Annotated in this window: 22 protein-coding genes; 5 read left to right on the top strand and 17 right to left on the bottom strand. The window is 72.3% G+C overall.

Translation table 11 applies throughout. From position 1 onward, the window contains the following. The first annotated feature begins 108 nt into the window (after positions 1-108). Positions 109-1,455 carry a 4-aminobutyrate--2-oxoglutarate transaminase gene (gene gabT, locus RYN42_RS10745; RefSeq protein WP_315095946.1) on the top strand — a complete coding sequence of 449 codons (1,347 nt, stop codon included), beginning with the start codon at positions 109-111 and terminating at the stop codon, positions 1,453-1,455. On the opposite strand, the gene RYN42_RS10740 is transcribed toward gabT, so the two are convergent. The 6 genes from RYN42_RS10740 to RYN42_RS10715 all read right to left on the bottom strand — a co-directional run bounded on the left by RYN42_RS10740 (position 1,452) and on the right by RYN42_RS10715 (position 8,584). Next, positions 1,452-2,735, bottom strand: a complete 1,284-nt coding sequence (locus RYN42_RS10740; RefSeq protein ID WP_315095945.1) for a saccharopine dehydrogenase C-terminal domain-containing protein — start codon at positions 2,733-2,735, stop codon at positions 1,452-1,454. The genes gabT and RYN42_RS10740 overlap by 4 nt on opposite strands. Positions 2,736-2,755: 20 nt before the next feature. Continuing rightward, entirely contained in the window at positions 2,756-3,532 is a 777-nt protein-coding gene (locus RYN42_RS10735) for an ABC transporter permease (protein WP_315095963.1), read from the bottom strand. A 139-nt stretch (positions 3,533-3,671) separates the two neighbouring features. After that, on the bottom strand, positions 3,672-4,592 hold the full coding sequence (locus RYN42_RS10730; protein WP_315095943.1) for an ABC transporter permease: 921 nt from the start codon (positions 4,590-4,592) through the stop codon (positions 3,672-3,674). After that, complete coding sequence (locus RYN42_RS10725; protein ID WP_315095942.1) at positions 4,589-5,764, bottom strand: ABC transporter ATP-binding protein; 1,176 nt, start codon at positions 5,762-5,764, stop codon at positions 4,589-4,591. Before RYN42_RS10725 ends, RYN42_RS10730 begins: the two co-directional genes overlap by 4 nt. Further along, complete coding sequence (locus RYN42_RS10720; protein ID WP_315095940.1) at positions 5,761-7,002, bottom strand: spermidine/putrescine ABC transporter substrate-binding protein; 1,242 nt, start codon at positions 7,000-7,002, stop codon at positions 5,761-5,763. Before RYN42_RS10720 ends, RYN42_RS10725 begins: the two co-directional genes overlap by 4 nt. A gap of 154 nt (positions 7,003-7,156) precedes the next feature. Further along, entirely contained in the window at positions 7,157-8,584 is a 1,428-nt protein-coding gene (locus RYN42_RS10715) for a gamma-aminobutyraldehyde dehydrogenase (RefSeq protein ID WP_315095961.1), read from the bottom strand. Between the two features lie 197 nt (positions 8,585-8,781). Between RYN42_RS10715 and RYN42_RS10710 the strand changes: the two genes are divergently transcribed. From RYN42_RS10710 to RYN42_RS10700, 3 genes are read left to right on the top strand one after another with little or no spacing between them, the layout of a single operon-like run. Continuing rightward, on the top strand, positions 8,782-9,258 hold the full coding sequence (locus RYN42_RS10710) for an Lrp/AsnC family transcriptional regulator (protein WP_315095938.1): 477 nt from the start codon (positions 8,782-8,784) through the stop codon (positions 9,256-9,258). Further along, positions 9,255-10,631 carry an aspartate aminotransferase family protein gene (locus RYN42_RS10705; protein WP_315095936.1) on the top strand — a complete coding sequence of 459 codons (1,377 nt, stop codon included), beginning with the start codon at positions 9,255-9,257 and terminating at the stop codon, positions 10,629-10,631. Before RYN42_RS10710 ends, RYN42_RS10705 begins: the two co-directional genes overlap by 4 nt. Further along, positions 10,628-11,986: an FAD-dependent oxidoreductase gene (locus tag RYN42_RS10700; protein WP_315095934.1), complete on the top strand. Its 1,359-nt coding sequence runs from the start codon at positions 10,628-10,630 to the stop codon at positions 11,984-11,986. Before RYN42_RS10705 ends, RYN42_RS10700 begins: the two co-directional genes overlap by 4 nt. A 64-nt stretch (positions 11,987-12,050) precedes the next feature. Here the strand turns inward: RYN42_RS10700 and dxr are convergent, their stop codons facing one another. The 8 genes from dxr to rpsB all read right to left on the bottom strand — a co-directional run bounded on the left by dxr (position 12,051) and on the right by rpsB (position 19,240). Further along, positions 12,051-13,211, bottom strand: coding sequence for a 1-deoxy-D-xylulose-5-phosphate reductoisomerase (gene dxr, locus RYN42_RS10695; RefSeq protein ID WP_315095932.1), 1,161 nt, complete (start codon positions 13,209-13,211; stop codon positions 12,051-12,053). 2 nt (positions 13,212-13,213) lie between these two features. Next, positions 13,214-13,768 (bottom strand): DivIVA domain-containing protein, encoded by a 555-nt coding sequence (locus tag RYN42_RS10690; RefSeq protein ID WP_315095930.1) that lies wholly within the window; start codon positions 13,766-13,768, stop codon positions 13,214-13,216. After that, complete coding sequence (gene rlmN / locus RYN42_RS10685; protein ID WP_315095928.1) at positions 13,765-14,892, bottom strand: 23S rRNA (adenine(2503)-C(2))-methyltransferase RlmN; 1,128 nt, start codon at positions 14,890-14,892, stop codon at positions 13,765-13,767. The genes RYN42_RS10690 and rlmN overlap by 4 nt, the downstream gene beginning before the upstream one ends. A gap of 36 nt (positions 14,893-14,928) precedes the next feature. After that, entirely contained in the window at positions 14,929-15,771 is an 843-nt protein-coding gene (locus RYN42_RS10680) for a phosphatidate cytidylyltransferase (protein WP_315095926.1), read from the bottom strand. Continuing rightward, the gene (gene frr, locus RYN42_RS10675) at positions 15,771-16,328 is read right to left on the bottom strand and encodes a ribosome recycling factor (RefSeq protein ID WP_315095924.1); all 558 of its coding nucleotides are present in this window, start codon (positions 16,326-16,328) and stop codon (positions 15,771-15,773) included. The genes RYN42_RS10680 and frr overlap by 1 nt, the downstream gene beginning before the upstream one ends. Positions 16,329-16,376: 48 nt before the next feature. Further along, positions 16,377-17,120 (bottom strand): UMP kinase, encoded by a 744-nt coding sequence (gene pyrH / locus RYN42_RS10670; protein WP_315095922.1) that lies wholly within the window; start codon positions 17,118-17,120, stop codon positions 16,377-16,379. Positions 17,121-17,205: 85 nt separating this feature from the next. Next, entirely contained in the window at positions 17,206-18,051 is an 846-nt protein-coding gene (gene tsf, locus RYN42_RS10665; protein ID WP_315095920.1) for a translation elongation factor Ts, read from the bottom strand. A gap of 109 nt (positions 18,052-18,160) precedes the next feature. Then, the gene (gene rpsB, locus RYN42_RS10660; RefSeq protein WP_315095918.1) at positions 18,161-19,240 is read right to left on the bottom strand and encodes a 30S ribosomal protein S2; all 1,080 of its coding nucleotides are present in this window, start codon (positions 19,238-19,240) and stop codon (positions 18,161-18,163) included. 401 nt (positions 19,241-19,641) lie between these two features. Between rpsB and RYN42_RS10655 the strand changes: the two genes are divergently transcribed. Then, on the top strand, positions 19,642-20,193 hold the full coding sequence (locus RYN42_RS10655) for a M23 family metallopeptidase (protein ID WP_315095916.1): 552 nt from the start codon (positions 19,642-19,644) through the stop codon (positions 20,191-20,193). Positions 20,194-20,209: 16 nt separating this feature from the next. On the opposite strand, the gene whiG is transcribed toward RYN42_RS10655, so the two are convergent. From whiG to dprA, 3 genes are all read right to left on the bottom strand, one after another. Beyond that, entirely contained in the window at positions 20,210-21,148 is a 939-nt protein-coding gene (gene whiG, locus RYN42_RS10650) for an RNA polymerase sigma factor WhiG (RefSeq protein ID WP_315095913.1), read from the bottom strand. 20 nt (positions 21,149-21,168) lie between these two features. Continuing rightward, positions 21,169-22,101 carry a tyrosine recombinase XerC gene (locus tag RYN42_RS10645; protein ID WP_315095911.1) on the bottom strand — a complete coding sequence of 311 codons (933 nt, stop codon included), beginning with the start codon at positions 22,099-22,101 and terminating at the stop codon, positions 21,169-21,171. 198 nt (positions 22,102-22,299) lie between these two features. Next, on the bottom strand, positions 22,300-23,505 hold the full coding sequence (dprA, locus tag RYN42_RS10640; protein WP_399552462.1) for a DNA-processing protein DprA: 1,206 nt from the start codon (positions 23,503-23,505) through the stop codon (positions 22,300-22,302). Between the last annotated feature and the right edge of the window lie 40 nt (positions 23,506-23,545).

Genomic DNA, 23,545 nt, shown 5'->3' with positions numbered 1-23,545 from the left:
CGCGCGCCTGGATCACCCAGGCGCGTGGCCGGAGGAGTGCGGGGTCCGGTCGTCGGATTTCGTCGTGCCGTTCTTTCCCGGGCACGAGATCGGCACTAGCGTCCCCTCATGACCACCGTTTCCGCCCCCGTGTCCCCGCTCGAGCAGCGGCGCGTCCTGCGCACCGCGATCCCGGGGCCGCGCTCCGTCGCCCTCGGTGCGCGCCGCGCGGCCACGGTGGCGGCCGGCGTGTCCTCGACCCTGCCGGTCTACGTGGCACGGGCCGCGGGTGCGGTCCTCGAGGATGTCGACGGCAACGTGCTGATCGACCTGGGCTCCGGGATCGCGGTGACGTCGGTCGGTGCCAGCGCGCCCGAGGTCACGGCGGCGGTCGCTGCGCAGGCGGCGGACTTCACGCACACCTGCTTCATGATCAGCCCCTACGAGGAGTACGTCGCCGTCTGCGAGGGGCTCGCGCGCGTGACGCCGGGCGCCCACGACAAGCGGTCGGTGCTGGTGAACTCCGGCGCCGAGGCCGTGGAGAACGCGGTGAAGATCGCCCGTCGCGCCACCGGCCGCCCCGCGGTGCTGGTGCTCGACCACGCCTACCACGGGCGCACCAACCTCACGATGGCGATGACCGCGCGGGCGATGCCCTACAAGACCGGGTTCGGTCCGTTCGCCGGCGAGGTCTATCGCGTGCCCGCGTCGTACCCGCTGCGCGACCCCGCGGGGATGACCGGCGAGCAGGCGGCGCTGCGCGCGATCGACGTGGCAGAGCGGCAGGTGGGCGCCGACCAGGTGGCCGCGCTCGTGGTCGAGCCGATCCTCGGCGAGGGCGGCTTCGTCGTCCCGGCTCCCGGCTTCCTGGCGACGCTCGCGGCGTGGGCGGCCGACCGCGGGATCGTGCTCGTGGCCGACGAGGTGCAGACCGGGTTCGCCCGCACGGGCGCGATGTTCGCGATGGAGCACGAGGGGGTCGTCCCGGACCTCGTCGCCATGGCCAAGGGGATCGCGGGCGGGCTGCCCCTCGGGGCCGTCACAGGCCGGGCCGAGCTGCTCGACGCGGTGCACGCGGGCGGCCTGGGCGGCACGTTCGGCGGCAACCCCCTGGCGTGCGCGGCGGCCCTCGCGTCCCTGGAGATCTACGAGCGCGACGACCTGGCCGGGGCCGCGCGGGCGATCGAGGCGGCGGTCCTCCCCCGGCTCACCGTGCTCCGCAACGAGGTCCCCGCGGTCGCCGACGTCCGCGGCCGCGGCGCCATGCTCGCGCTCGAGCTGGTCCGGCCCGGCACGCTGGAGCCCGACAAGGCGGCTGCCCAGCGGGTGGCTGCCGCGTGCGCTGCGCAGGGCGTCCTGGTGCTCACGTGCGGCACCTGGGGCAACGTGCTGCGCCTGCTCCCGCCGCTGGTCATCGGGCACGACCTGCTGGCCGAGGCGCTGACCGTCCTCGAGGACGCGATCCGCTCGCTCTAGGAGGGCACGCGCTCCTCCAGGCCCCACGACGAGCCGTACCCCTCGGGCGTCGGCGCGGCCAGCAGGTCCAGGAACGGGACCGCGTCGAACGCCTCCGGGCCGAGCACCCCCGCGCCCGACCAGGTGCCGGCAGCGAGGAGCTCGAGCGCGACGACGGGGTTGACGGCCGTCTGCCAGACCACGCACTGGGCGCCGTACTCGGCCATCGACCAGGCGTTGTCGACGAGGTGGTAGAGGTACACCTCGCGCGGCTTGCCGTCGGTGCCGGTCCCCGTGACGAGCAGCCCGGCGCACGTCGAGCCGGTCATGCGAGGACCGATCGTCGCGGGGTCCGGAAGCGCGGCGGCGACGACGTCGCGCGGGCTGACCTGCACCCCGCGCACGGTCACCGGCTCCGTGCGGTCCAGGCCGAGGCGGTGCAGCGTCTGGAGCACGCCGATGAACTCCTCGCCCAGCCCGTACTTGAACGTGACCTTCCGGGCGTCCACCCACCGGGGCATGAGGAGGACCTCCTCGTGCTCGACGTGCACGCACTCGACGTCGCCGATCGGGTCCGGGAACCGGAAGACCTCGGGCTCGTGGAAGGGCGCCACCGTGAACCATCCGTCGTCCAGCCCGGACCCCGCCTCCGCGCGGTCCGCCGACCAGATCACCGGCGGGTTGAGGCACTCCTCGATGGTGGTCCAGATGGAGAACGAGGGCGCGAAGATGGGCTCGCCGTCGTCGCCGAGCACCTCGAGGTTGGCGCCGTCGCGCACGCCGAGCTCCTCGATGCGGGAGAACAGGTGGTCGGCGGCGTACCGCGCGAACACGTCCGACAGGCCGGGCTCCACGCCGATCCCGACCAGGGCCAGCTGCCCGTCCGCCTCCCACTGCGCGGCCTCGGCGAACTGCTCGTCGCCCAGCTTCACGCCGGGCAGCTCGTACGGGCGCTCCGGGTGCGCCCGGGACAGGGACATCGCCATGTCGAGGTAGTGCGCCCCGGCGGCGTGCACGCCCTCGAAGATCGGCAGGACGAACCGGGGGTCGACCGCGTTGAGCACGTGCGTCGCCTGGTGCTCGCGCACCAGCTCCTCGACGGCCGCCGGACTCGACGCGTCGACCACCGCCGCGGCGAACCGGCCGCCCACCACGTCGTGCGCGCTCGCCGCCTCGACGGTCCGCTGCGCCCGCGCCAGGTCCACGTCAGCCACCACGAGCCGCTCGAAGAACCGCCGACGCGCCGCGATCCGGGCGACCGCGTCGCCCACGCCACCACTGCCGACCACCAAGATCCGCACGAGACGTCCTCCGACCTCGTTCATCGTGCCTGGAGCCGCTTGCTCCGGGCGTAGCCGAGCACCTGGACCACGACGACCACGACGAGGGCCAGCACGAACATGAACGAGCTGATCACGTTGGCCTGCGGCGGGATGCCGCGGGTCGCGCTCACGTAGACGAACTTCGGGAACGTCGTGTACGAGCCCGACGTGAAGCTGGTGACGATGAAGTCGTCGAAGCTCAGGCTGAACGCCAGGAGCGCCGCGGCCGCGATCCCCGGGATCAGCAGGGGGAAGGTCACCCGCCAGAACGCCTGCCACGGCGAGGCGTACAGGTCGGCGGCGGCCTCCTCGAGCGCGGGGTCCAGGCCGGACACGCGCGCCTTCACCGTGACGACCACGAAGCTGATGCAGAACAGGACGTGTGCGGCGACCACCGTGCCGAACCCCAGGGGCACGCGCAGGGTGAGGAACTGCGCGAGCAGCGCGGCGCCGAGCACCACCTCGGGCGTGGACATCGGCAGGAAGATCAGCAGGTTGGTCAGCGCCCGCCCACGGAACCGGAACCGGACCAGCGCGATCGCCACCAGCGTGCCGAGGGCCGTCGCGACGAGGGTCGAGACGACCCCGACCTGCAGCGAGTTGGCGAACGCCTCGCACACCTGCGGCGCCCCGCACGGGTTCTGCCAGTTCTCGAGCGTGAAGCCGCGCCACACGAGGTTGGTCTTGCCGGCGTCGTTGAAGGAGAACACCACCGTGTAGGCGACCGGGACCAGCAGGTACAGGAACGCGAGCGCCGCGAACACCGGGACCACCATGTCGCCGAGCCGGCGGCGCGGACGGCGGACCGTGCGCGTCGGCGTCGGGGCGCCGGTCGACTCCCCCGCCCGGTCCAGCACCGCCGTCACAGCGCCCACCCGATCGCGCGCCTGCGGGCGACCCCGCCCTCCGGTGTGCTCACAGCAGCTCCTCCGTCCCGGCGCGACGGATGTACGCCGCCACCAGCGCCAGGATCGCCACCATCAGCACCACCGACAGCGACGCCGCCGTCGGGTAGTCGAGCACCTTGAAGAACCGGGCGTCGATGACCTGGCCGATCATGGCGGTGTTGGTGTTGTTGCCCAGCAGGGACGCGTTGACGTAGTCGCCCGCTGCGGGGATGAACACCAGGAGCGTGCCGGCCACCACGCCCGGCATCGACAGCGGCCAGGTCACCGTGCGGAACGTCGTCGTCGGGGACGCGTACAGGTCCGCCCCCGCCTCGAGCAGCCGCGGGTCGAGCTTCTCCAGCGCGGCGAAGATCGGCAGGACCATGAACGGCAGGAAGTTGTAGGTCAGGCCGCTGACCACGGCGAACGGCGTCGCGGTGAGCCGCTCGTCCGCGGGCAGCAGCTGCAGCGCGTGCAGGACGGTGACCACGAGGGCGTCGTCGGCGAGGATCTGCTTCCACGCGATGGTGCGCAGGATGAAGCTGGTGAAGAACGGCGCGACGACGAGCACGAGCAGCAGCCCCTGCAGGAGCTTGCGTCCCCGCGCGCGCACCGCGATGGCGTAGGCCATGGGATAGCCGATCACCAGCGTGGCGACCGTGGCCAGGATCGCGAACCAGAACGAGCGCAGGACGGCGGGCCAGAACTGGCTCAGGGCGTCGACGTAGTTCTGCCAGTGGAACGCGGGCTGGTACTGGCCCAGGTCCCCGCCCGGCACAGGCACGTACAGCGAGGTCATGAGCAGCGCGCCGACGGGCACGACGAAGAAGAGGACGAGGTAGACCAGCCCGGGACCGAGCAGGACCAGGTGGGCGCGCTGCGCCCTCCGGCGCGGCGGCGGAGGGCTGCCCGCCGAGCCGCTGCCGCCCAGCGCGGCAGTGATGCTCACGGCTCGTCGTCCAGGTCGAGGGTGCCCTCGTCGCGAGCCTGCGCGCCGTCGAGCCCGAACGTGAAGTCGACCGCCCAGGCCAGCCGCACGGTGGTACCGACCGTGACGGTGGCCCCGCCCAGCAGGTTCTGCGCGAAGACGCCGAACGTGGCCAGCCCGGGCACGTCGACCTGGTACTGGGTGCTCACGCCCATGAAGGAGACGTCGGTGACCGTCCCGGGACCGAGCACGTTCTCGCCCGGGGCCGGGGCCTGGTCGCCGACGAGCATGCGCATCTTCTCCGGCCGGGCGCCGACGAGCACCGCACCGTCGGTGCGCACGGCTCTCTCCACCGGCACCAGCACGCGCGTCCCGCGCACGTCCACACCGAGCAGGCCACGCTTCGTGAGCCGCTCGGTGACCGTGCCGGGTACCAGGTTGGACTGGCCGAGGAAGTTGGCCACGAACGCGGTCTGCGGCAGCTCGTAGAGGTCCGCCGGCGAGCCCAGCTGCTCGATCCGGCCGTGGTTCATCACGGCGACCGTGTCGGCCATCGTCATGGCCTCCTCCTGGTCGTGCGTGACGTGCACGAAGGTCAGGCCCACCTCCGTCTGGATGCGCTTGAGCTCGAGCTGCATCTGGCGCCGGAGCTTGAGGTCCAGTGCGCCCAGCGGCTCGTCCAGGAGCAGCAGCGCAGGACGGTTCACCAGGGCGCGGGCCAGGGCCACCCGCTGCTGCTGACCGCCCGAGAGCTGAGCCGGCTTGCGGTCGGCGAGGTGACCGAGCTCGACCAGGTCCAGGCCGTCGGCCACGCGGCGGGGGATGTCGTCGGCCCGGGATCGCCGCAGCCCGAACGCCACGTTCTCGCCGACCGTGAGGTGGGGGAAGAGCGCGTAGCTCTGGAAGACGGTGTTGACCGGACGCTGGTGCGCCCGGGTGCCGGTCACGTCGCGGCCCCCGATCGAGAGCGTGCCCGCCGACGGCTGCTCCAGGCCGGCCACCATCCGCAGCGTCGTCGTCTTGCCGCACCCGGACGGGCCGAGCAGGGCGAAGAACGACCCGGACGGGACCGTCAGGGTGAGGTCGTCGACCGCGACGAACGCGCCGAACGACTTGGTCACGCCCTCGATCTCGAGCGCGGCACCCCCCGCGACCGTCGCGTCCGCCCGGGAGGCGGAGGCGGTCGTCGTCATGCGCCGATCACGGTGAGGAACTCGCCGTTGTAGCGCTCCTCCTCGGCGGGGGTGAGGGTGCGGAACACGCTGACCTTGGCCAGGATCTCGTCCGTCGGGAAGATCATCGGGTCCTCGGCCAGCTCGGGGTCGATGGCGACCATCGCCTCCTGGGCGCCCTGCACGGGGGTGATGTAGTTGACCCACGCCGCCACCTGCGCGGCGACCTCGGGGTCGTAGTAGTAGTTCATGAGGTCCTCCGCGTTGCGCAGGTGCGGCGACCCGACCGGGACCATCATGTTGTCGCTCCAGAGCGTGCCGCCGGCCTCCGGGATCGCGAACTCGAACTTGCCGTCGGCCTCGTAGTTGAGCGACGTGATGTCGCCCGACCAGCCGATGACCGCGATGGCGTCGCCCGACGCGAGGTCCTGCGTGTACGCGTTGCCACGGACCTGCCGGATGTGGCCCGAGTCGATCTTCTCCCGCAGCACCTCCAGGGCCGTGTAGAAGTCGTCGTCGCTCCAGTCGCCCGAGGGGTCGACGCCCTGGTCGAGCATGATCAGGCCCACCGTGTCGCGCATCTCCGACAGGACCTCGACGCGGCCGGCGAGCTCGGGCGCCCACAGGTCCGAGAGCGTGTGCAGGCCGCCCGGCACCTTCTCCTTGTCCCACGCCAGGCCGGCGAAGCCCGACTGCCACGTCAGGGACTGGGTCCGGCCGGGGTCGAAGTCCACGTTGGCCAGGCTGGTCAGGATGTTCTCGGCGTTGGGCATCCGAGCCTTGTCCAGCGGCTGGGTGTACCCGAGGCGGATGAGCCGCGCGGCCATCCAGTCGGTGAGGGTGATGACGTCGTAGCCGATGTCCTGGCCGTTCTTCAGCTGCCCGGACACCTTGCCGAAGAACGCGTCGTTGTCGTCGATGTCCTCGGCGTAGGTGGCGGTCAGTCCCGTCTGCTCCTCGAACCCCACGAGCGAGGGGTACGTCTTCCCGTCGTCGTCCTGGTCGAGGTACTGCGTCCAGTTGGCCCAGCGGACGGTCTTCTCGCTGTCGGACAGGTCCTTCGCGGTGGAGGCGGTCGCGGACGGTGAGCCCGTCCCGCACGCGGCGAGGACCGCGGCCGCTCCGGCGGTGCCGAGGGCGGCGACCAGGAACGACCGCCGCGACAGGTTCCCCGGGGCCGGGCGGCCGCGGTGCGCGGCCTGCGCGACGAGCGCCCGGACGCGCGGGTCGGCGGGTGCGGGACGGCGGTGGGGACTCATGGGGCTCCTCGGGTGCCGGAGGGTGCCGCCGAGCACGGCGGGTCGTCGGATCTTCGCAAACAGACGGCCGTCCAGCAAGGAATCCGTCGCCCCAGCACCCGCCCGCAACGAAAATGTTGCACGGATGGAACATTCGACCCCGGGATCCGTCGACTCAGGCGTCGAAAGCGGACATCACATGCTTGATGCGCGTGTAGTCCTCGAACCCGTACATCGACAGGTCCTTGCCGTACCCGGAGTGCTTGAACCCGCCGTGCGGCATCTCGGCGACGAACGGGATGTGGGTGTTGATCCACACCACCCCGAAGTCCAGCGCACGCGACACGCGCAGGGCGCGGCCGTGGTTCTGCGTCCACACCGAGCTGGACAGGCCGTAGCGCACGCCGTTGGCCAGCGCGATCGCCTCGTCCTCGTCGGTGAACGTCTGGACAGTGATGACCGGCCCGAAGATCTCGTCCTGCACCGCCTCGTCGTCCTGCTTCAGGCCCGCGACCACGGTGGCCTCGACGAAGTAGCCGACGTCGCCCACCCGGTGCCCGCCGGCGACGATCGAGGCGTGGTCCGGCAGCCGGTCCAGGAACCCGGTGACGCGGTCGAGCTGCAGCGCGTTGTTGACCGGCCCGAACGCGACGTCCGGGTCGCTGGGCACGCCGGTGCGCTGGCCCTTCGCCGCCTCGGCGAGCGCTGCGACGAAGTCGTCGTGCACGGAGGCGTGCACCAGGACGCGGGTGGCCGCGGTGCAGTCCTGCCCGGCGTTGTAGTACCCGGCGCCGGCGATGCCCTCGGCGGCCGAGGCGAGGTCCGCGTCGGCGAACACGAGGACGGGCGCCTTGCCGCCGAGCTCGAGGTGCACGCGCTTGACGTTGGCTGCGGCCGCCTCCGCGACCTGCGAGCCGGCGCGCACCGAGCCGGTGATGGCCACCATGTCCGGGCGCTGGTGGGAGACCAGGGCGCGGCCGGTGTCCCGGTCCCCGCACACGACGTTGAGGACGCCCGGGGGCAGCACCTCGCCTGCCACCTGCGCGAGCAGGAGGGTGGACGCCGGCGTGGTGTCCGACGGCTTGAGGACGATCGTGTTCCCGGCGGCGAGCGCGGGGGCGATCTTCCAGATGGCCATCATCAGCGGGTAGTTCCAGGGCGTGACCTGCCCGACCACCCCGACGGGCTCCCGCCGCACCCACGACGTGTGCCCCGCCAGGTACTCCCCCGCGCTGAGCCCGTCGAGCACGCGGGCGGCGCCGGCGAAGAAGCGGAGCTGGTCAACGCAGGGCGGCACCTCGTCGGTCGCCGTCAGGTGCAGGGGCTTGCCCGTGTTCCGGGACTCGACCGCCACGAACTCGTCGGCCCGCTGCTCGATCGCGTCCGCGAGGCGCAGGAGCGCCAGCTGCCGCTCGGCCGGCGTCGTGCGTCCCCACGTGGTGAACGCGTCCGACGCCGCCCTGTACGCGGCGTCGACGTCCTGCGCCCCCGACAGCGGTGCCCTGGCGTACTCCTGCCCGGTCGAGGGGTCGACGACGGCCGTCGTGCGACCGTCGGCGGCGGGGCGCTCGGTGCCGCCGATCACGTTGTGCAGCTCGAGCATCTGGTCGGTGGCCTGGCTCACGGCAGTTCTCCTCACAGGGTCGGTGCGGGGCACGCTACGCCGCTCGGGCCTCGCGCGGGAGCCCAGAAGGGGCCGTTCGACCGATCCGGCACGCTCAGACGCCGAAATCAGAAGTTCACACGGCATGTCACGACGGATTCCTTGCATCTGCGCGCGTCGCGCACCACGATCGGCGGGTGGGCACACGCAGACCGGCACCGGGACACCCGGCACTCGACGACGTCTCCAAGGCCATCGTCGAGCAGCTCCAGGAGGACGGCCGGCGACCGTACGCCGCGATCGGCAAGGCGATCGGCCTGTCCGAGGCTGCCGTGCGCCAGCGCGTGCAGCGCCTCACGGACTCAGGGGTCATGCAGATCGTCGCCGTGACCGACCCGCTGCAGGTGGGGTTCACGCGCCAGGCCATGATCGGCCTGCGGTGCGAGGGTGACCTGTCGCTCGTCGCCGACGCGCTCGCCGCGCTGCCCGAGGTCGACTACGTCGTGATCACCGCCGGCGGCTTCGACCTGCTGTGCGAGGTCGTGTGCGAGGACGACGACCACCTGCTCGAGGTGCTCAACCAGAAGATCCGCTCCCTGCCCGGCGTGCGGACCACCGAGACGTTCGTGTACCTGAAGCTGCGCAAGCAGCTCTACAACTGGGGGACCCGATGAGCACGACACCTCGAGGCACGGACAGGTCCGAGGCTGCCCGGGCCCACCTCTGGGGACACTTCACGCGGCAGAGCGCCTGGGACCACGGCGTCCCGACCATCGTGCGCGGCGAGGGTCACCACATCTGGGACGACCTGGGCCGCAAGTACATCGACGGCCTCTCGGGGCTGTTCGTCGTGCAGGCCGGTCACGGTCGCACCGAGCTGGCCGAGGCGGCGCGGGTGCAGGCCGAGCAGCTCGCGTTCTTCCCGCTCTGGTCCTACGCGCACCCGCAGGCGATCGACCTCGCGGAGCGGCTGGCGGCCTACGCCCCGGGCGACCTCAACCACGTCTTCTTCACCACCGGCGGCGGCGAGGCCGTCGAGACCGCGTGGAAGCTGGCGAAGAACTATTTCAAGGCCACCGGCAAGCCGAACAAGTACAAGGTGATCTCGCGGTCCATCGCGTACCACGGCACCACCCACGGGGCACTGTCCATCACCGGCCTGCCCACGCTCAAGGCGCAGTTCGAGCCGCTGGTGCCGGGCGCGCACAAGGTGCCGAACACCAACGAGTACCGGGCTCCCGAGCACCTGCGCGACGACCCCAAGGCGTTCGGCCGGTGGGCCGCGGACCGCATCGGCGACGCCATCGAGATGGAGGGCCCGGACACGGTCGCCGCGGTGTTCCTGGAGCCCGTGCAGAACGCCGGCGGCTGCTTCCCGCCGCCCCCCGGGTACTTCGAGCGGGTGCGCGAGATCTGCGACCAGCACGACGTGCTCCTGGTGTCCGACGAGGTGATCTGCGCGTTCGGGCGGATCGGGTCGATCTTCGCCTGCGACGACTTCGGGTACGTGCCGGACATGATCACCTGCGCCAAGGGCATGACCTCGGGCTACTCCCCCATCGGTGCCCTCATCGCCTCCGACCGGCTGTACGAGCCGTTCGCCACGGGCAACGCCTCGTTCGCGCACGGGTACACGTTCGGCGGGCACCCGGTGTCGGCGGCGGTCGCGAACGCCAACCTGGACCTCTTCGAGCGCGAGGGCCTCACCGCGCACGTCAAGGAGTCGGCTCCCGCGTTCCGGCGCACCCTCGAGGGCCTGCTGGACCTGCCGATCGTCGGCGACGTCCGCGGCGAGGGCTTCTTCTACGGGATCGAGCTGGTCAAGGACAAGGCCACGCGGGAGACGTTCGACGACGACGAGAGCGAGCGCCTCCTGCGCGGGTTCCTCTCTGGTGCCCTGTACGACGCCGGCCTGTACTGCCGGGCGGACGACCGGGGCGATCCCGTCATCCAGCTCGCACCTCCCCTGACGTGCGGGCAGGCCGAGTTCGACGAGATCACGGGCATCCTGCGCGGGGTGCTCACCGAGGCCTGGGCGCGCCTGTGACGGCCCCCCTCTCGCTCTGGTTCGACCAGCTGCCCGAGGTCACCCCGCTCGACCCCCTCGACGGCGACACCCGTGCGGACGTCGTCATCGTCGGAGCGGGGCTGACCGGGCTGTGGACGGCGTACTACCTGCTCGAGGCCGACCCGTCCCTCGACGTGCTCGTGGTCGAGGCGCAGGTGGCCGGCTACGGCGCCAGCGGGCGCAACGGCGGCTGGTGCTCGGCGCTCCTGCCGGTCTCGGGCGACGAGCTGGCACGCCGGCACGGGCACGACGCCGCGACGGCGATGCGCGCGGCGATGCGCGACACCGTCGTCGAGGTGGGAGGGGTTGCCGCCGCGGAGCAGATCGACTGCGGCTTCGCGTTCGGCGGCACCGTCACGCTCGCCCGCAACCGCCCGCAGCTCGAGCGCGTCGCCGAGGGGGTCGCCACCGACGCGCGCTGGGGTGACGAGTCGCACCTGCTCGGCGAGACCGGGGTGGCCGAGCACGTCCGCGCCGCCGGCGTCGTCGGCGGCTCCTTCACGCCGGACTGCGCCCGCATCCAGCCCGCCCGGCTGGTCCGGGGGCTGCTCGACGTGGTGCTCTCCCGCGGCGCCCGGGTGGCCGAGGGGACGCGCGCGCTGCGACTCTCGCCGCGGGCAGTCGTCACCGACCACGGCACCGTGCGCGCACGCTGGGTGGTCCGCGCCACCGAGGCGTGGAGCTCCCAGCTGCCCGGGGCGCGCCGCGACGTCGCCCCGGTGTACTCGCACATGATCGCCACCGAGCCGCTGCCGCCGGAGGTCTGGGCGCACGTCGGGCTCGACCGGGCCCAGACGTTCACGGACGCGCGACACCTCATCGTCTACGGCCAGCGCACGACGGACGACCGGCTCGCGTTCGGCGGCCGAGGGGCGCCGTACCACCTCGCGTCGTCGATCGAGCCCTCCTACGACCAGGCCGGGTCCACCGCGGCGCACCTGGCGCGCGAGCTGGTCGACCTGTTCCCCGTGCTCGAGAGGGCCGAGATCACGCACCACTGGGGCGGGCCGCTCGGCGTGCCCCGGGACTGGCACCCGTCGGTGGGGCTCGACGCCGACACGGGCATCGCGTGGGCCGGCGGCTACGTGGGCGACGGCGTGGCCCTGACCAACCTGGCCGGGCGCACGCTCGCCGACCTGCTGACGGGCGCCGACAGCGACCTCGTCCGGCTGCCCTGGGTGGGCCACCGCTCCCCCGCCTGGGAGCCGGAGCCCCTGCGCTGGGCGGGCATCACCGCGGCCCGGCGGGCGACGGCCTGGGCCGACCGGACCGAGGCGCGGACCGGTCACCCGAGCCGGCTGGCCGGCCTGCTCGACCGGGTGCTCGCCCACTGACCCCTCCGGACCAGGACTGTGACGCATCCGGCCGAACGAGGGCCGGATCGTTCACGTTCCTGCGTCAGGCGCGGGTCAGGAGCTCCTGGGCGCGGGTGCGGGCCCAAAGCTCTGCACCCAGGACCGCGTCGAGGGTGAGGGACCCGAGCGGGGTGCCGTCGTGCTCGCCGAGCACGCGCTCGACGGTGGTCACGATGTCCAGGAACCCGATGCGCCCGGCCAGGAACGCCTCGACGCACTCCTCGTTGGCGGCGTTGTAGACGGCGGGGTGGGTGGCCGACGCCGCCACGGCCTCGCGCGCCAGCCGGACCGCGCCGAACACGTCCTCGTCGAGCGGCTCGAACGTCCAGGACGTCGCCTGCGTCCAGTCGCACGGCGGCGCGACCTCGGGCACCCGGTCCGGCCAGGACAGCCCGAGGGCGATCGGCAGCCGCATGTCCGGTGGCGACGCCTGCGCCAGCGTCGAGCCGTCGACGAACTCCACCATCGAGTGCACGACGGACTGCGGGTGCACGACCACGGTGATGTCGGCGACGGGCACGTCGAACAGCAGGTGCGCCTCGATCAGCTCCAGACCCTTGTTCATGAGCGTCGAGGAGTTGATGGTGACCACCGGGCCCATGGACCAGGTCGGGTGCGCGAGCGCCTGCGTCGGCGTCACGGCTTTGACGTCATCGTGCGACCAGCCCCGGAACGGCCCGCCGGACGCGGTGAGGACCAGCCGCCGGACCTCCGCGTGGGTGCCGCCGCGCAGCGCCTGCGCGATCGCCGAGTGCTCGGAGTCCACCGGGACGATCTGGTCGGGCCGCCGGCGTGCCGCCTGCACCAGGGCGCCGCCGACCACCAGCGACTCCTTGTTGGCCAGCGCGAGCGTGCTGCCGGCCTCCAGCGCGGCGAGCGTCGGACCCAGCCCTACCGAGCCGGTGATGCCGTTGAGCACCACGTCGGCGCCGCGTCCGGCCAGCTCGGTGGACGCCTGCGGGCCGACGAGGAGCTCCACGCCCTCGCCGAGCGCCTCGCGCAGCGGACCCTCTGCGCGGGGATCCGCGATCGCCACCATCGACACGCCGAGCTCGCGGGCCTGCCGGGCCAGCAGGGCGACATCGCCACCCCCGGCGGACAGACCCACCACCGAGAACCGGTCGGGGTTGCGCGCCACGACGTCGATCGCCTGGGTCCCGATCGACCCGGTGGACCCGAGGAGGACGACGCTGCGCTGGGTCACGGTCACTCGACGCCGAGCAGCACCTCGACCGCGCGGGCGAGGAAGGCGTCGACCGGACCCTCGGCGTACGCGTTGCGGCCCTTGCGGCGGCGGAACGTGGCGGCGCGGACCTCGGCGGCCGACAGCGGGGTGCCCTTGTCGAAGTACTCGACCAGGCGTCGGCACAGGGCGTCGACGTCGGCCGGCTCATAGCCCTGCTGGCGTCCGTCCGGCGGCGCGAACCGGTCCCCGTCGGGCCGGCCCAGCCGGCCGTAGAGAGTGCGGGCCTGCTCGCTGAGGTGGGTCATCCACGACTGCTGGCCCTGCGTCGAGATGTACTCCGAGCGCGACCGGGCGACGAACGCCGCCTCGAGCCGGTCGAGGGCGGCGTCGACGGCCGCGGTGACGTACCCGCCACGCACCATGTCGAACGCCACGCCGCGCACGTCCTTGCTGGCCAGCGCGGCGGCGGGACCCGTCTCGTAGACGGCCCGCGCGTGGGCGAAGAAGTCGTCGACCTCGTCGGGGTCGTAGCCCTGCTTCAGCCCCGAGACGGTTCGGAACATCCCGTCGCTCACTCGTCCTCCTCCGCTGCGAGCTGGCCGCAGGCACCGTCGATCTCACTGCCGCGGGTGTCCCGGATGGTGGTCGGGATCCCGTGCGCACGCAAGCGTGCCACGAACTCCTGCTCGACCCGGGGATCGCTCGCCGTCCACTTGGAGCCGGGCGTCGGGTTCAGCGGGATGGGGTTGCAGTGCACCCAGCCGCGGCCGCGGGCGTTGAGCTTCTCGCCCAGCAGGTCCGCACGCCACGCGTGGTCGTTGATGTCCCGGATCAGCGCGTACTCGATGGAGACGCGGCGGCCGGTGATCTCGAAGTACCGGTGCGCGGAGTCGAGCGCCTCGTCCACGCTCCACCGGGTGTTCACCGGGACCAGCTCGCTGCGCAGCTCGTCGTCCGGCGCGTGCAGAGAGAGCGCGAGGGTGACGGGGATGCCCTCCTTGGCCAGCTTGTCCATCGCCGGCACCATCCCGACGGTCGACACCGTGACGTTCCGGGCCGACATGCCCAGCCCGTCGGGCGCCGGAGCGACCAGGCGGCGGACCGTCTCCATGACCGACTTGTAGTTGGCCAGCGGCTCGCCCATCCCCATGAACACCACGTTGGACAGCCGGGTCGGACCGCCGGGCACCTCGCCGTCGGCCAGCGAGCGCGCCGCCGACCGCACCTGCTCGACGATCTCCGCCGTCGACAGGTTGCGCGTCAGCCCCAGCTGCCCGGTCGCGCAGAACGAGCACGCCAGGCCGCAGCCCGCCTGGCTCGACACGCACAGGGTGGTGCGGTTGGCGTACCGCATGAGCACCGACTCGACCTTGGCGCCGTCGAACAGGTGCCACAGCGTCTTGACGGTCGTGCCCTGGTCCGCGGTCTGCGTCCGGTGCGCCGTGAGCAGCTGCGGGAACAGGCCCTCGACCAGCTTGTCGCGGGTCGCCTTCGGCAGGTCGGTCATCAGCGCCGGGTCGTTGGTCAGGTGCGTGAAGTAGTGCGTCGCCAGCTGCTTGGCGCGGAACGGCTTCTCGCCCAGCTCGGTGACGGCCTCCACCCGCTGCTCGGGCGTGAGGTCGACGAAGTGCTTGGGCGGCTTGCCCCGGGGTCCCCGCGTGGGCGAGGACAGATCGAGGCGCACGGGTGTACCGGTCATGTGCGGGTACCCCCTCTCAAGGGAAGGACTGGGAGGTCAGGCGGGCTGGAGGACCGTGAGGACGACGTACACGGCCGGGGCGGTGAGCAGGATGGAGTCGAGGCGGTCCAGCAGACCGCCGTGACCGGGCACCAGCCGGCCCATGTCCTTGAGCTCGAGGTCGCGCTTGAGCATCGACTCGGACAGGTCGCCCAGCGTGGCGGTCACCACGGTGGCCAGGCCGAGGACGACCCCGACCAGCGGTTCCCCGCCGAACGCCACCTGCACCCCGATGACGCCGACGACGCAGGCGAGGACGACCGAGCCGGCCAGGCCCTCCCAGGTCTTCTTCGGGCTGACCGACGGTGCGAGCGGGTGGCGGCCGAGCAGCACCCCGACCGTGTAGCCGCCCGTGTCGCTGGCGACGCAGAGCAGGATGAAGAGCATCACGCGGCGTGCGCCGTCCGGCTCCGCGAGCAGGAGCATCACGAACCCGCCGAGGAACGGCAGGTAGGCGGCGGCGAACGCGCCGGCCGTGGCGTCGCGCAGGGCGGGCTGCCCGCTGCCGTCGAGCACCCGCCACACCACCACGCCACCCACCGTCAGCATGAAGGCGACGAACAGCGCCTCCGGGCCGGCCGTGTAGGCGGACACGAGGATGCCGATCGAGCCGACCACCAGCGGGAGGAGCGGGAGGTGGATGTTGCGCCGCGTGAACGCCTGCGCCAGCTCCCACAGCCCCGCGACCACGCAGACCACCGCGACGATCGCGAAGGCCTCCTTGCGGATGAACAGCGACGCGACCACCGCCACGAGCATGGCGACGCCGACGACGATCGCGACCGGGAGGTCACGACCGGGGCGGGTGGTCCGGGTGGCGGCGATGGCAGTCTGGCTCATCAGACCTCGAGGAGCTCGTTCTCCTTGGAGGACAGCAGGTGGTCGATGAGGTCCACGTGCTTCTTCGTCAGGGACTCGAGCTCCTTCTCCGCACGACCGACCTCGTCCTCGCCGGCCTCGCCGTCCTTGACGATGCGGTCCAGCTCCTCCTTGGCGCGACGACGCACGTTGCGCACCGAGATGCGCGCGTCCTCCGCCTTGGTCCGGGCGAGCTTGACGAAGTCCTTGCGGCGCTCCTGCGTGAGGGCGGGCAGCACGATCCGGATGACGTTGCCGTCGTTGGTCGGGTTGACCCCGAGGTCGGAGTCGCGCAGCGCCTTCTCGATCGCCGTCGTCGAGGACTTGTCGAACGGCGAGACCAGGATGGTGCGGGCCTCGGTCACGTTGAACGACGCGAGCTGCTGCAGGGGCGTCGGGCTGCCGTAGTAGTCGACGAACACCTTGGAGAACATCGCCGCGTTCGCCCGACCGGTACGGATCGTCGAGAAGTCCTCCTTGGCGACCTCGACGGCCTTGTCCATCTTCTCTTCAGCCTCGAAGAGGGTCTCGTCGATCACCGGAGCTCCTTCGTCGTGTCGTGTGGTTCTGGTTCGATCACAGGCCGATCAGCTGGCGGTGATCAGCGTGCCGATCTTCTCACCCTGCAGCGCGCGCGTGACGTTGCCGGCCTCTTCCAGGCCGAACACGCGCATGCGCACGTCGTTGTCACGGCACAGGCTGAGCGCCGAGCCGTCCATCACGCCGAGGTCGTTGACCAGCGCGTCGGTGTAGGTCAGGTGGTCCAGCTTCACCGCGTCGGGGTCCGTCCGCGGGTCCGCCGAGTACACGCCGTCCACGCCGTTCTTGCCCATGAGGACCTCGTGGCAGTGCGTCTCGAGGGCGCGCTGCACGCTGACCGTGTCGGTGGAGAAGTACGGCAGACCGGCGCCGGCGCCGAAGATCACGACGCGGCCCTTCTCCAGGTGCCGGATGGCCCGCAGCGGGATGTACGGCTCGGCCACCTGGCCCATGGCGATCGCGGTCTGCACGCGGGTGCTCACGCCGGCCTGCTCGAGGAAGTCCTGGAGCGCCAGGCAGTTCATCACCGTGCCGAGCATGCCCATGTAGTCGGCGCGCGCGCGGTCGAGGCCGCGCTGCGAGAGCTCGGCGCCGCGGAAGAAGTTGCCCCCTCCGACGACGATGGCGACCTGCACGCCCGACCGGACCGCGACGGCGATCTCGGCGGCCACGCGCTGGACCACGTCCGCCGCGAGCCCCACGTCACCGCCGCCGAACGTCTCGCCGGAGAGCTTGAGCAGGACGCGCCGTTCGGGCACGGCCCCGCGCGTCGACTCGATGTCCTGGGTCACGGTGCCTCCACGAGAGTTGGGTCGTGCTGGTTGCGACGGTGGCCCCGACCCCGTAGGGCCGGGGCCACCGTCGATTCCCTGAGGGTCAGGCTCCCACGCGGTACCGGACGAAGCCGGTCAGCGTGCCGCCGGCCTCGGTGAGGACCTGCGCGACCGTCTTCTTGTTGTCCTTCGCGAACGCCTGCTCGAGCAGGACGTTCTCCTTGAAGAAGCCGTTGAGGCGGCCCTCGATGATCTTCGGCAGCGCGGCCTCGGGCTTGCCCTCGTTGCGCGCGGTCTCCTCGGCGATGTGGCGCTCGTTCGCGACGACGTCGGCCGAGACCTCCTCGCGCGTGAGGTACGTGGGCGAGAACGCGGCGATGTGCGTCGCGATGTCCCGCGCCACGCCGGCGCCGGCCGCGTCGGTGGCGACGAGGACGCCGACCTGCGGGGGCAGGTCCTTGCTCACCTTGTGCAGGTAGACCTCGACGTGCTCGCCGGCCAGGCGGGTCAGGCGACGCACGACGATGCGCTCACCCAGGGTGGCGGCGGTCTCGTCGACGATCGTCTGGACGCTGGTGCCGTCGACCTCGGTGGCGAGCAGCGCGTCGGCGTCGCGCGCCGGGGAGTCGACCGCAGCGGCGAGGACGCGAGCGGCCAGGCCCACGAAGTTCGGGCTCTTGGCGACGAAGTCCGTCTCCGAGTTGATCTCGACGAGCACGCCGGTCTGGCCCTCGCCGTCGGCCGTCTGGCCGACGTGGGCGGTGACGAGGCCGTCCGAGGCCGAGCGGCCCTCGCGCTTGCCGACGCCCTTCAGGCCCTTGACGCGGATGAGCTCGAGAGCCTTGTCGCTGTCGCCCTCGGCCTCCTCGAGCGCCTTCTTGACGTCCATCATTCCGGCACCGGTCTTCTCGCGCAGCGCCTTGATGTCTGCGAGCGAGTAGTTCGCCATCAGTCGTGTCCGTTCCTCGTGTGTCGTGACGTTGATGCGGGGGACCACGCGGGTCCGGTGACGTGCCACGGTGCCGGCAGCCCCCGGAGGGCCACCGGCACCGGCGCGATCACTTGGAGTCGGCGTCGCCCTCGGCGGCCGGCTCGGCTGCCTCGGTCTGGACCTCGTCGGCTGCGGCCGTGGCGGCGGTCTCGACGTCCTCGGAGACGGCCTCGGCGACAGCCTCGGTGGGGGCCTCGTCGGCCACGACCTCCTCGGCGACGGGCTCGGCGACGGCGTCCTCGGAGACGACCTCCTCGGCCACGGCCTCGGGTGCGACGTCCGCTGCCGCGACCTCCTCGGCGATCTCGGTCTTCGCCTCGGCGACGGCCTCGGTCGCGTCGGCGGCGACCTCGGTGCTCGCCAGGTCGGCCTCGGCGCCGGCGAGGAGCTCGCGCTCCCACTCGGCGAGGGGCTCGGCGTCGGCCTCGGCACCCTCGGCGGCCGCGGTGCGACCCGAGTGGCGCTTGAGCAGACCGTCGGCCGCGGCGTCCGCGATCACGCGGGTCAGCAGCTGGACCGCGCGGATGGCGTCGTCGTTGCCCGGGATCGGGTAGTCGACGACGTCCGGGTCGCAGTTGGTGTCGAGGATCGCGACGACCGGGATGCCGAGCTTGCGCGCCTCGTTGACGGCGAGGTGCTCCTTGTTCGTGTCGACGATCCACACGGCCGAGGGAACCTTGGCCATGTCACGGATGCCGCCGAGCGTCTTCGCGAGCTTGTCCTTCTCGCGGCGCAGGACGAGCAGCTCCTTCTTCGTGAGGTTCGAGCCCGCCACGTCGTCGAAGTCGATCTGCTCCAGCTCCTTGAGGCGCTGGAGACGCTTGTGCACCGTGCTGAAGTTGGTGAGCATGCCACCGAGCCAGCGCTGGTTGACGTAGGGCATGCCGACGCGGGCAGCCTGGTCGGCGACCGGCTCCTGCGCCTGCTTCTTCGTGCCGACGAACAGGATCGTCCCGCCGTGCGCGACGGTCTGGCTGACGAAGTCGTAGGCGTTGTCGATGTACGACAGCGACTGCTGCAGGTCGACGATGTAGATGCCGTTGCGCTCGGTGAAGATGAAGCGCTTCATCTTGGGGTTCCAGCGGCGGGTCTGGTGCCCGAAGTGGACACCGCTCTCGAGCAGCTGGCGCATGGTCACGACGGCCATGGCACGTCCTTCCGGCGCGCACCTACTGGGTGCGCACGCGTCAAGGCGGACCCGTTTCGGGGCCCGCATCTCGGTTGTCGGCTCCGACCAGCTGGTCGGTGCCCCTGGCGTCATGTCGTCAGCCGCTCCGTGCGCCTGCACGTGGCAGGAACCCGGACCGCTGCGGCGATCGACCCCGTCCGGCTCCTCGTCGGCACGGTGGCCGGCGGCTCGCTGGATCGAGAGGATGACGCGCGAAGTCGACCGGTACGGACCGGTCGCACCACGAGTCTATCCGATCGGTGCCCCTGCTCCGGACGCGCCCACGCCGAGCCGCCCTCAGCCCCCCGCTCCGGCCTCCGCGCCCCCCGTCCGACCACGTGCCCCCCCGTCGACCGGACGCGCCGCAGAGCATCGCCGTCATGACCCGACGCCCCCGCACCGCCCGCGTGACCGTCACCGCCGTCGTCGTCACCGCCCTGCTGACCCTCGGCGTCGTCGCCGTCGCGTCAGCCGGCTCGGCGGGACCGCCCGGTCCGCCGCCCGCCGGGACGTACCGCCTGCCGCTCGGCTCCGTGGCGGACGTCGCCCGTGGTTTCGAGCAGCCCCCGCAGCCGTGGGCAGCGGGCCACCGCGGGATCGACCTGCGGGCGCTCCCCGGTGCCGACGTGGGCTCGCCGGTCGACGGCGTGGTCACGTACGCGGGCGCCGTCGGTGGCCGACGGGTGGTGACCGTGACCGATGCGGCAGGGCGGCGCTCCAGCGTCGAGCCGCTCGTGCCGGGGGTCCGCGTCGGAGACCTCGTGCGGCCGGGCGACCCGCTGGGCACCCTCGCGGCGCAGGGGTCGCACTGCGCACCCGCCGCGTGCCTGCACTGGGGTGTGCGGGTGGGGACCGACTACGTCGACCCGCTCAGCCTGCTGCCGGGTGCCGGTCCCGTCGTGCTGCTGCCTCTGGCCGCGGCCGGCGGATGACCGCGCCGGGTGTGCGTCAGACGCGCTCGGCCTCGACCAGGCGGGTGCGCAGCCGGACCATCGCGGCGGTGTGCATCTGGGAGATCCGCGACTCGGTCACCCCGAGCACGCGACCGATCTCGGCGAGCGTCATGCCCTCGTAGTAGTAGAGGACGACGACGATGCGCTCCCGCTCCCCGAGACACTCGATGGCGCGGGCCAGCAGGAACTTGGTCTCCGCGGCCTCGATGGAGCTCGCGGGGTCGAGCGTGCGGTCGTCGCCGAGCGTGTCGCCGAGCGAGACGCCGCCCGGGCGGTCGTCGCCGCCGCCGAGCAGCTCGTCCAGGGCAGCGACGTTCACCGTCGAGAGCTGGGAGTAGATGGCGCGCAGGTCCTCGACCGGGATCTCGAGGTGGCGGGCGACCTCGTCCTCGGTCGGCGTGCGGTGCAGCTTGGCCTCGAGCTCGGCGTAGGCACGGTCGACGGACCGGGCCTTCGTGCGGACCGAGCGCGGGACCCAGTCCATGGCCCGGAGCTCGTCGATGATCGCGCCACGGATGCGGGAGGACGCGTACGACTCGAACTTCACCGCGCGCTCGGTCTGGTACTTCTCGATCGCGTCGATGAGCCCGAACATCCCGTAGGAGACCAGGTCGGCCTGCTCCACGGTGCTCGGCAGGCGCATCCCGACGCGGCCGGCCACCGCCGACACCAGGGGCGCGTAGTGCAGGATGAGGCCCTCGCGCGCCCGCAGCGACTGCGACCCCTTGTAGTCCACCCACAGGGCGTCGATCTCCTCGACCGAACGGCTCGGCGCCACCGGACCGCGCGGGCTGGGCACACCCCGCGTGATCGGGACGGTCGTCGTCTCGAACGGGTCGACCTCGGCGGACCGGGGCTGCGGGATGACTCCCTCGGGTGCCGTGCTGGTCAGGTGGGTGTGCACCGGGAAGGCGGCGTCCAGCTGCGTCGTCATCGTCGACTCCATCGTGTACGTCATGCGCGGGGGTGAGCTTGCTGGAACGCCGACCGGAGCCGGTCGGCGGAGACGTGGGTGTAACGCTGCGTCGTGGCGATGCTCGCGTGACCGAGGAGCTCCTGGACGCTGCGCAGGTCGGACCCGCCCTCCAGGAGGTGGGTGGCCGCGGTGTGACGCAGTGCGTGGGGCGCCACGTCGTCGACGCCGGCGAGGGCGGCGGACTCGTGGACGATGACTCGTGCCTGGCGCTGGTCGAGACGACCACCGCGGCGACCGAGGAACAGCGCCGACGGCGAGGTGGGCCGGACCAGCTGCGGGCGACCCTGGGCCAGCCAGGCGGCGAGCGCGGTCTCCGCAGGACGACCGAACGGGACGACCCGTTCCTTGTCGCCCTTGCCGATGACGTGCAGCGTGCGCTCGTGGACGTCCGCGTCGGCGACGTCCACGCCGCAGACCTCGCCGACGCGCACCCCGGTGGCGTAGAGCAGCTCGAGGAGCGCCCAGTCGCGCAGGGCGACGGCGTCGCCGTCGGCGGCCCGCTCGCGCGCCAGGTCCAGCATCCGGGTGACGGGCTCGACGCGGAGCACCGTGGGGAGCGTGGAGGTGCTCCGGGCCGTGGCCAGGCGGAGCGCGGGGTCCACGGGGACGCGGTGGGTGCGGGTGGCCCAGGCGAAGAACGTGCGGACGGCGGCACCCCGGCGGGCGAGCGTCGCGCGGCTGTGGCGCGTGGTCGCCATGGAGGCGAGCCACCCGCGCAGGACCCCGAGGTCGATCGCGTCGAGGGTGGTGTGGCCGTGCCGTGAGGCGTATCCGAGGAGCTGGTCCACATCACCCAGATATGCCCGGTTGGTGTGCTCCGACAATCCACGCTGCGCGCTCAGGTGCGCCGAGAAGTCCGCAAGGAGGCGCGCACGATGCGGCGCCTCTGCGGTGATCTCGACCACGTCCATGTGAGTACCGTGACCTGAAACACGCTGAGGAACAAGCAGCACTTTCACCTGCCTGGGCTAATGCTGGGCGAATCTCGACCGAATGTCCGATTCCTCGATGAACAATGGTCCAGTTGGGCGTTTTTTTCACCCGCGAAACCTCTCACCCCCTATGAGATGACCCCGTTGTCGGCGCGCCTTCTGGACACGACGTCGAGGTCATGATGTCCCGATCCGGGCGCCGACCCAGCCGGCCCCGCGCTGTTCGGCCCATCCGTCCAGCTCGAGCAGCCCCAACGCGCCTCTGGCTTCCGTGACGGACACGCCCGCCATGCTCGCCACCCGGTCAAGGGCGGCGGGCACGCGACGGGGCAGCGCATCGAGGACGCGCCGGACCACCGGGTCCAGTCCGTCCTGAGGACGGGCGGAACGGAGGTCGGCCGACCGGTCGGCGTCGACGCCCGCCGTCAGCTCCACGCCGATCAGCCCGGCCAGCTCCCGCACCTCCGCGGCGTCGGTCACGCACACCGCCACACCCTCGCGCAGGAGCCGGTGGCACCCCGCCGAGGCCATCGACGTCACCGGACCCGGCACCGCACCGACGGGCCTCAGCAGGCGCGCGGCGTGGTGCGCCGTGCTCATGGCGCCCGATCGCCAGGCAGCCTCCACCACGACGGTCGCCCGGCCCGCCGCCGCGATCAGGCGGTTGCGCTGCAGGAAGCGGCTCTTGGTCGGCAGGCTGCCGGTCGGCACCTCGGAGACCAGCGCGCCCCCGGCACCGACCACCGCCTCGAGCAGACGCGCGTTCCCTGCGGGGTAGGCCCGGTCGACACCGCCCGCGAGAACCACGACGGTGCGGCCGTCCCGGGCGACCGCTCCCCTGTGCGCGGCCGCGTCGATGCCGTACGCGCCACCGGACACCACACGCACGCCCGCGCTGCTCAGCCCGTCGGCCAGATCGAACGCCACCCGCTCGCCGTACGAGGTGGCCGCGCGCGACCCGACGACCGCAGCCGAGCGCTCCAGGGCAGCACCCAGGTCGGCGGCGCCGCGGACCCACAGGCAGAACGGCGCCTCGGCGCCGAGGTCGTCGAGCGCGGTCGGCCACCGCTGATCGCCCGGCACGAGGAGCGTTCCGCCGATCCGGTCGAGGCGTTCCAGGTCACGACCCGGGTCGCAGTCGGGCAGCCGGGCGGCCCAGCGCTCCACGGACCGGCCGAGCCGTCGCCGGTCGGCATCGACAAGGGGGCCGTGCAGCCGCTCGACCTGCTCCAGGTCCGGACCGTCCCGGACCGCGGAGCGCACCCAGCCAAGAGCCGGCCCCGCACCGAGCAGGTCCACCAGGACGCCCGCCACGGCGTCCCCGGGCTCGACCAACGCGCTCCAGGTGGCCCGAGCGACCACGTCCGCCTGCGCCACGCCCACGCGCGCGTCCGCCGTCCCGGCCACGCCGACGCGCGCGTCC

Origin of the sequence: uncultured Cellulomonas sp. (assembly GCF_963527515.1) — a bacterium.
In the GTDB taxonomy this organism is placed as follows: Bacteria; Actinomycetota; Actinomycetes; order Actinomycetales; family Cellulomonadaceae; genus Cellulomonas.
This window is presented reverse-complemented; position numbering and strand designations above follow the sequence as displayed.

Bases quoted from the DNA above. Each gene is read 5' to 3' on its own strand.
- gabT (WP_315095946.1), top strand. From the start codon at position 109: ATGACCACCGTTTCCGCCCCCGTGTCCCCGCTCGAGCAGCGGCGCGTC.
- RYN42_RS10735 (WP_315095963.1), bottom strand. From the start codon at position 3,532: ATGGTGGTCCCGGTGTTCGCGGCGCTCGCGTTCCTGTACCTGCTGGTC.
- RYN42_RS10725 (WP_315095942.1), bottom strand. From the start codon at position 5,764: ATGACGACGACCGCCTCCGCCTCCCGGGCGGACGCGACGGTCGCGGGG.
- RYN42_RS10720 (WP_315095940.1), bottom strand. From the start codon at position 7,002: ATGAGTCCCCACCGCCGTCCCGCACCCGCCGACCCGCGCGTCCGGGCG.
- RYN42_RS10715 (WP_315095961.1), bottom strand. From the start codon at position 8,584: ATGCTCGAGCTGCACAACGTGATCGGCGGCACCGAGCGCCCCGCCGCC.
- RYN42_RS10705 (WP_315095936.1), top strand. From the start codon at position 9,255: ATGAGCACGACACCTCGAGGCACGGACAGGTCCGAGGCTGCCCGGGCC.
- rlmN (WP_315095928.1), bottom strand. From the start codon at position 14,892: ATGACCGGTACACCCGTGCGCCTCGATCTGTCCTCGCCCACGCGGGGA.
- RYN42_RS10680 (WP_315095926.1), bottom strand. From the start codon at position 15,771: ATGAGCCAGACTGCCATCGCCGCCACCCGGACCACCCGCCCCGGTCGT.
- tsf (WP_315095920.1), bottom strand. From the start codon at position 18,051: ATGGCGAACTACTCGCTCGCAGACATCAAGGCGCTGCGCGAGAAGACC.
- rpsB (WP_315095918.1), bottom strand. From the start codon at position 19,240: ATGGCCGTCGTGACCATGCGCCAGCTGCTCGAGAGCGGTGTCCACTTC.
- RYN42_RS10655 (WP_315095916.1), top strand. From the start codon at position 19,642: ATGACCCGACGCCCCCGCACCGCCCGCGTGACCGTCACCGCCGTCGTC.
- whiG (WP_315095913.1), bottom strand. From the start codon at position 21,148: ATGACGACGCAGCTGGACGCCGCCTTCCCGGTGCACACCCACCTGACC.
- RYN42_RS10645 (WP_315095911.1), bottom strand. From the start codon at position 22,101: ATGGACGTGGTCGAGATCACCGCAGAGGCGCCGCATCGTGCGCGCCTC.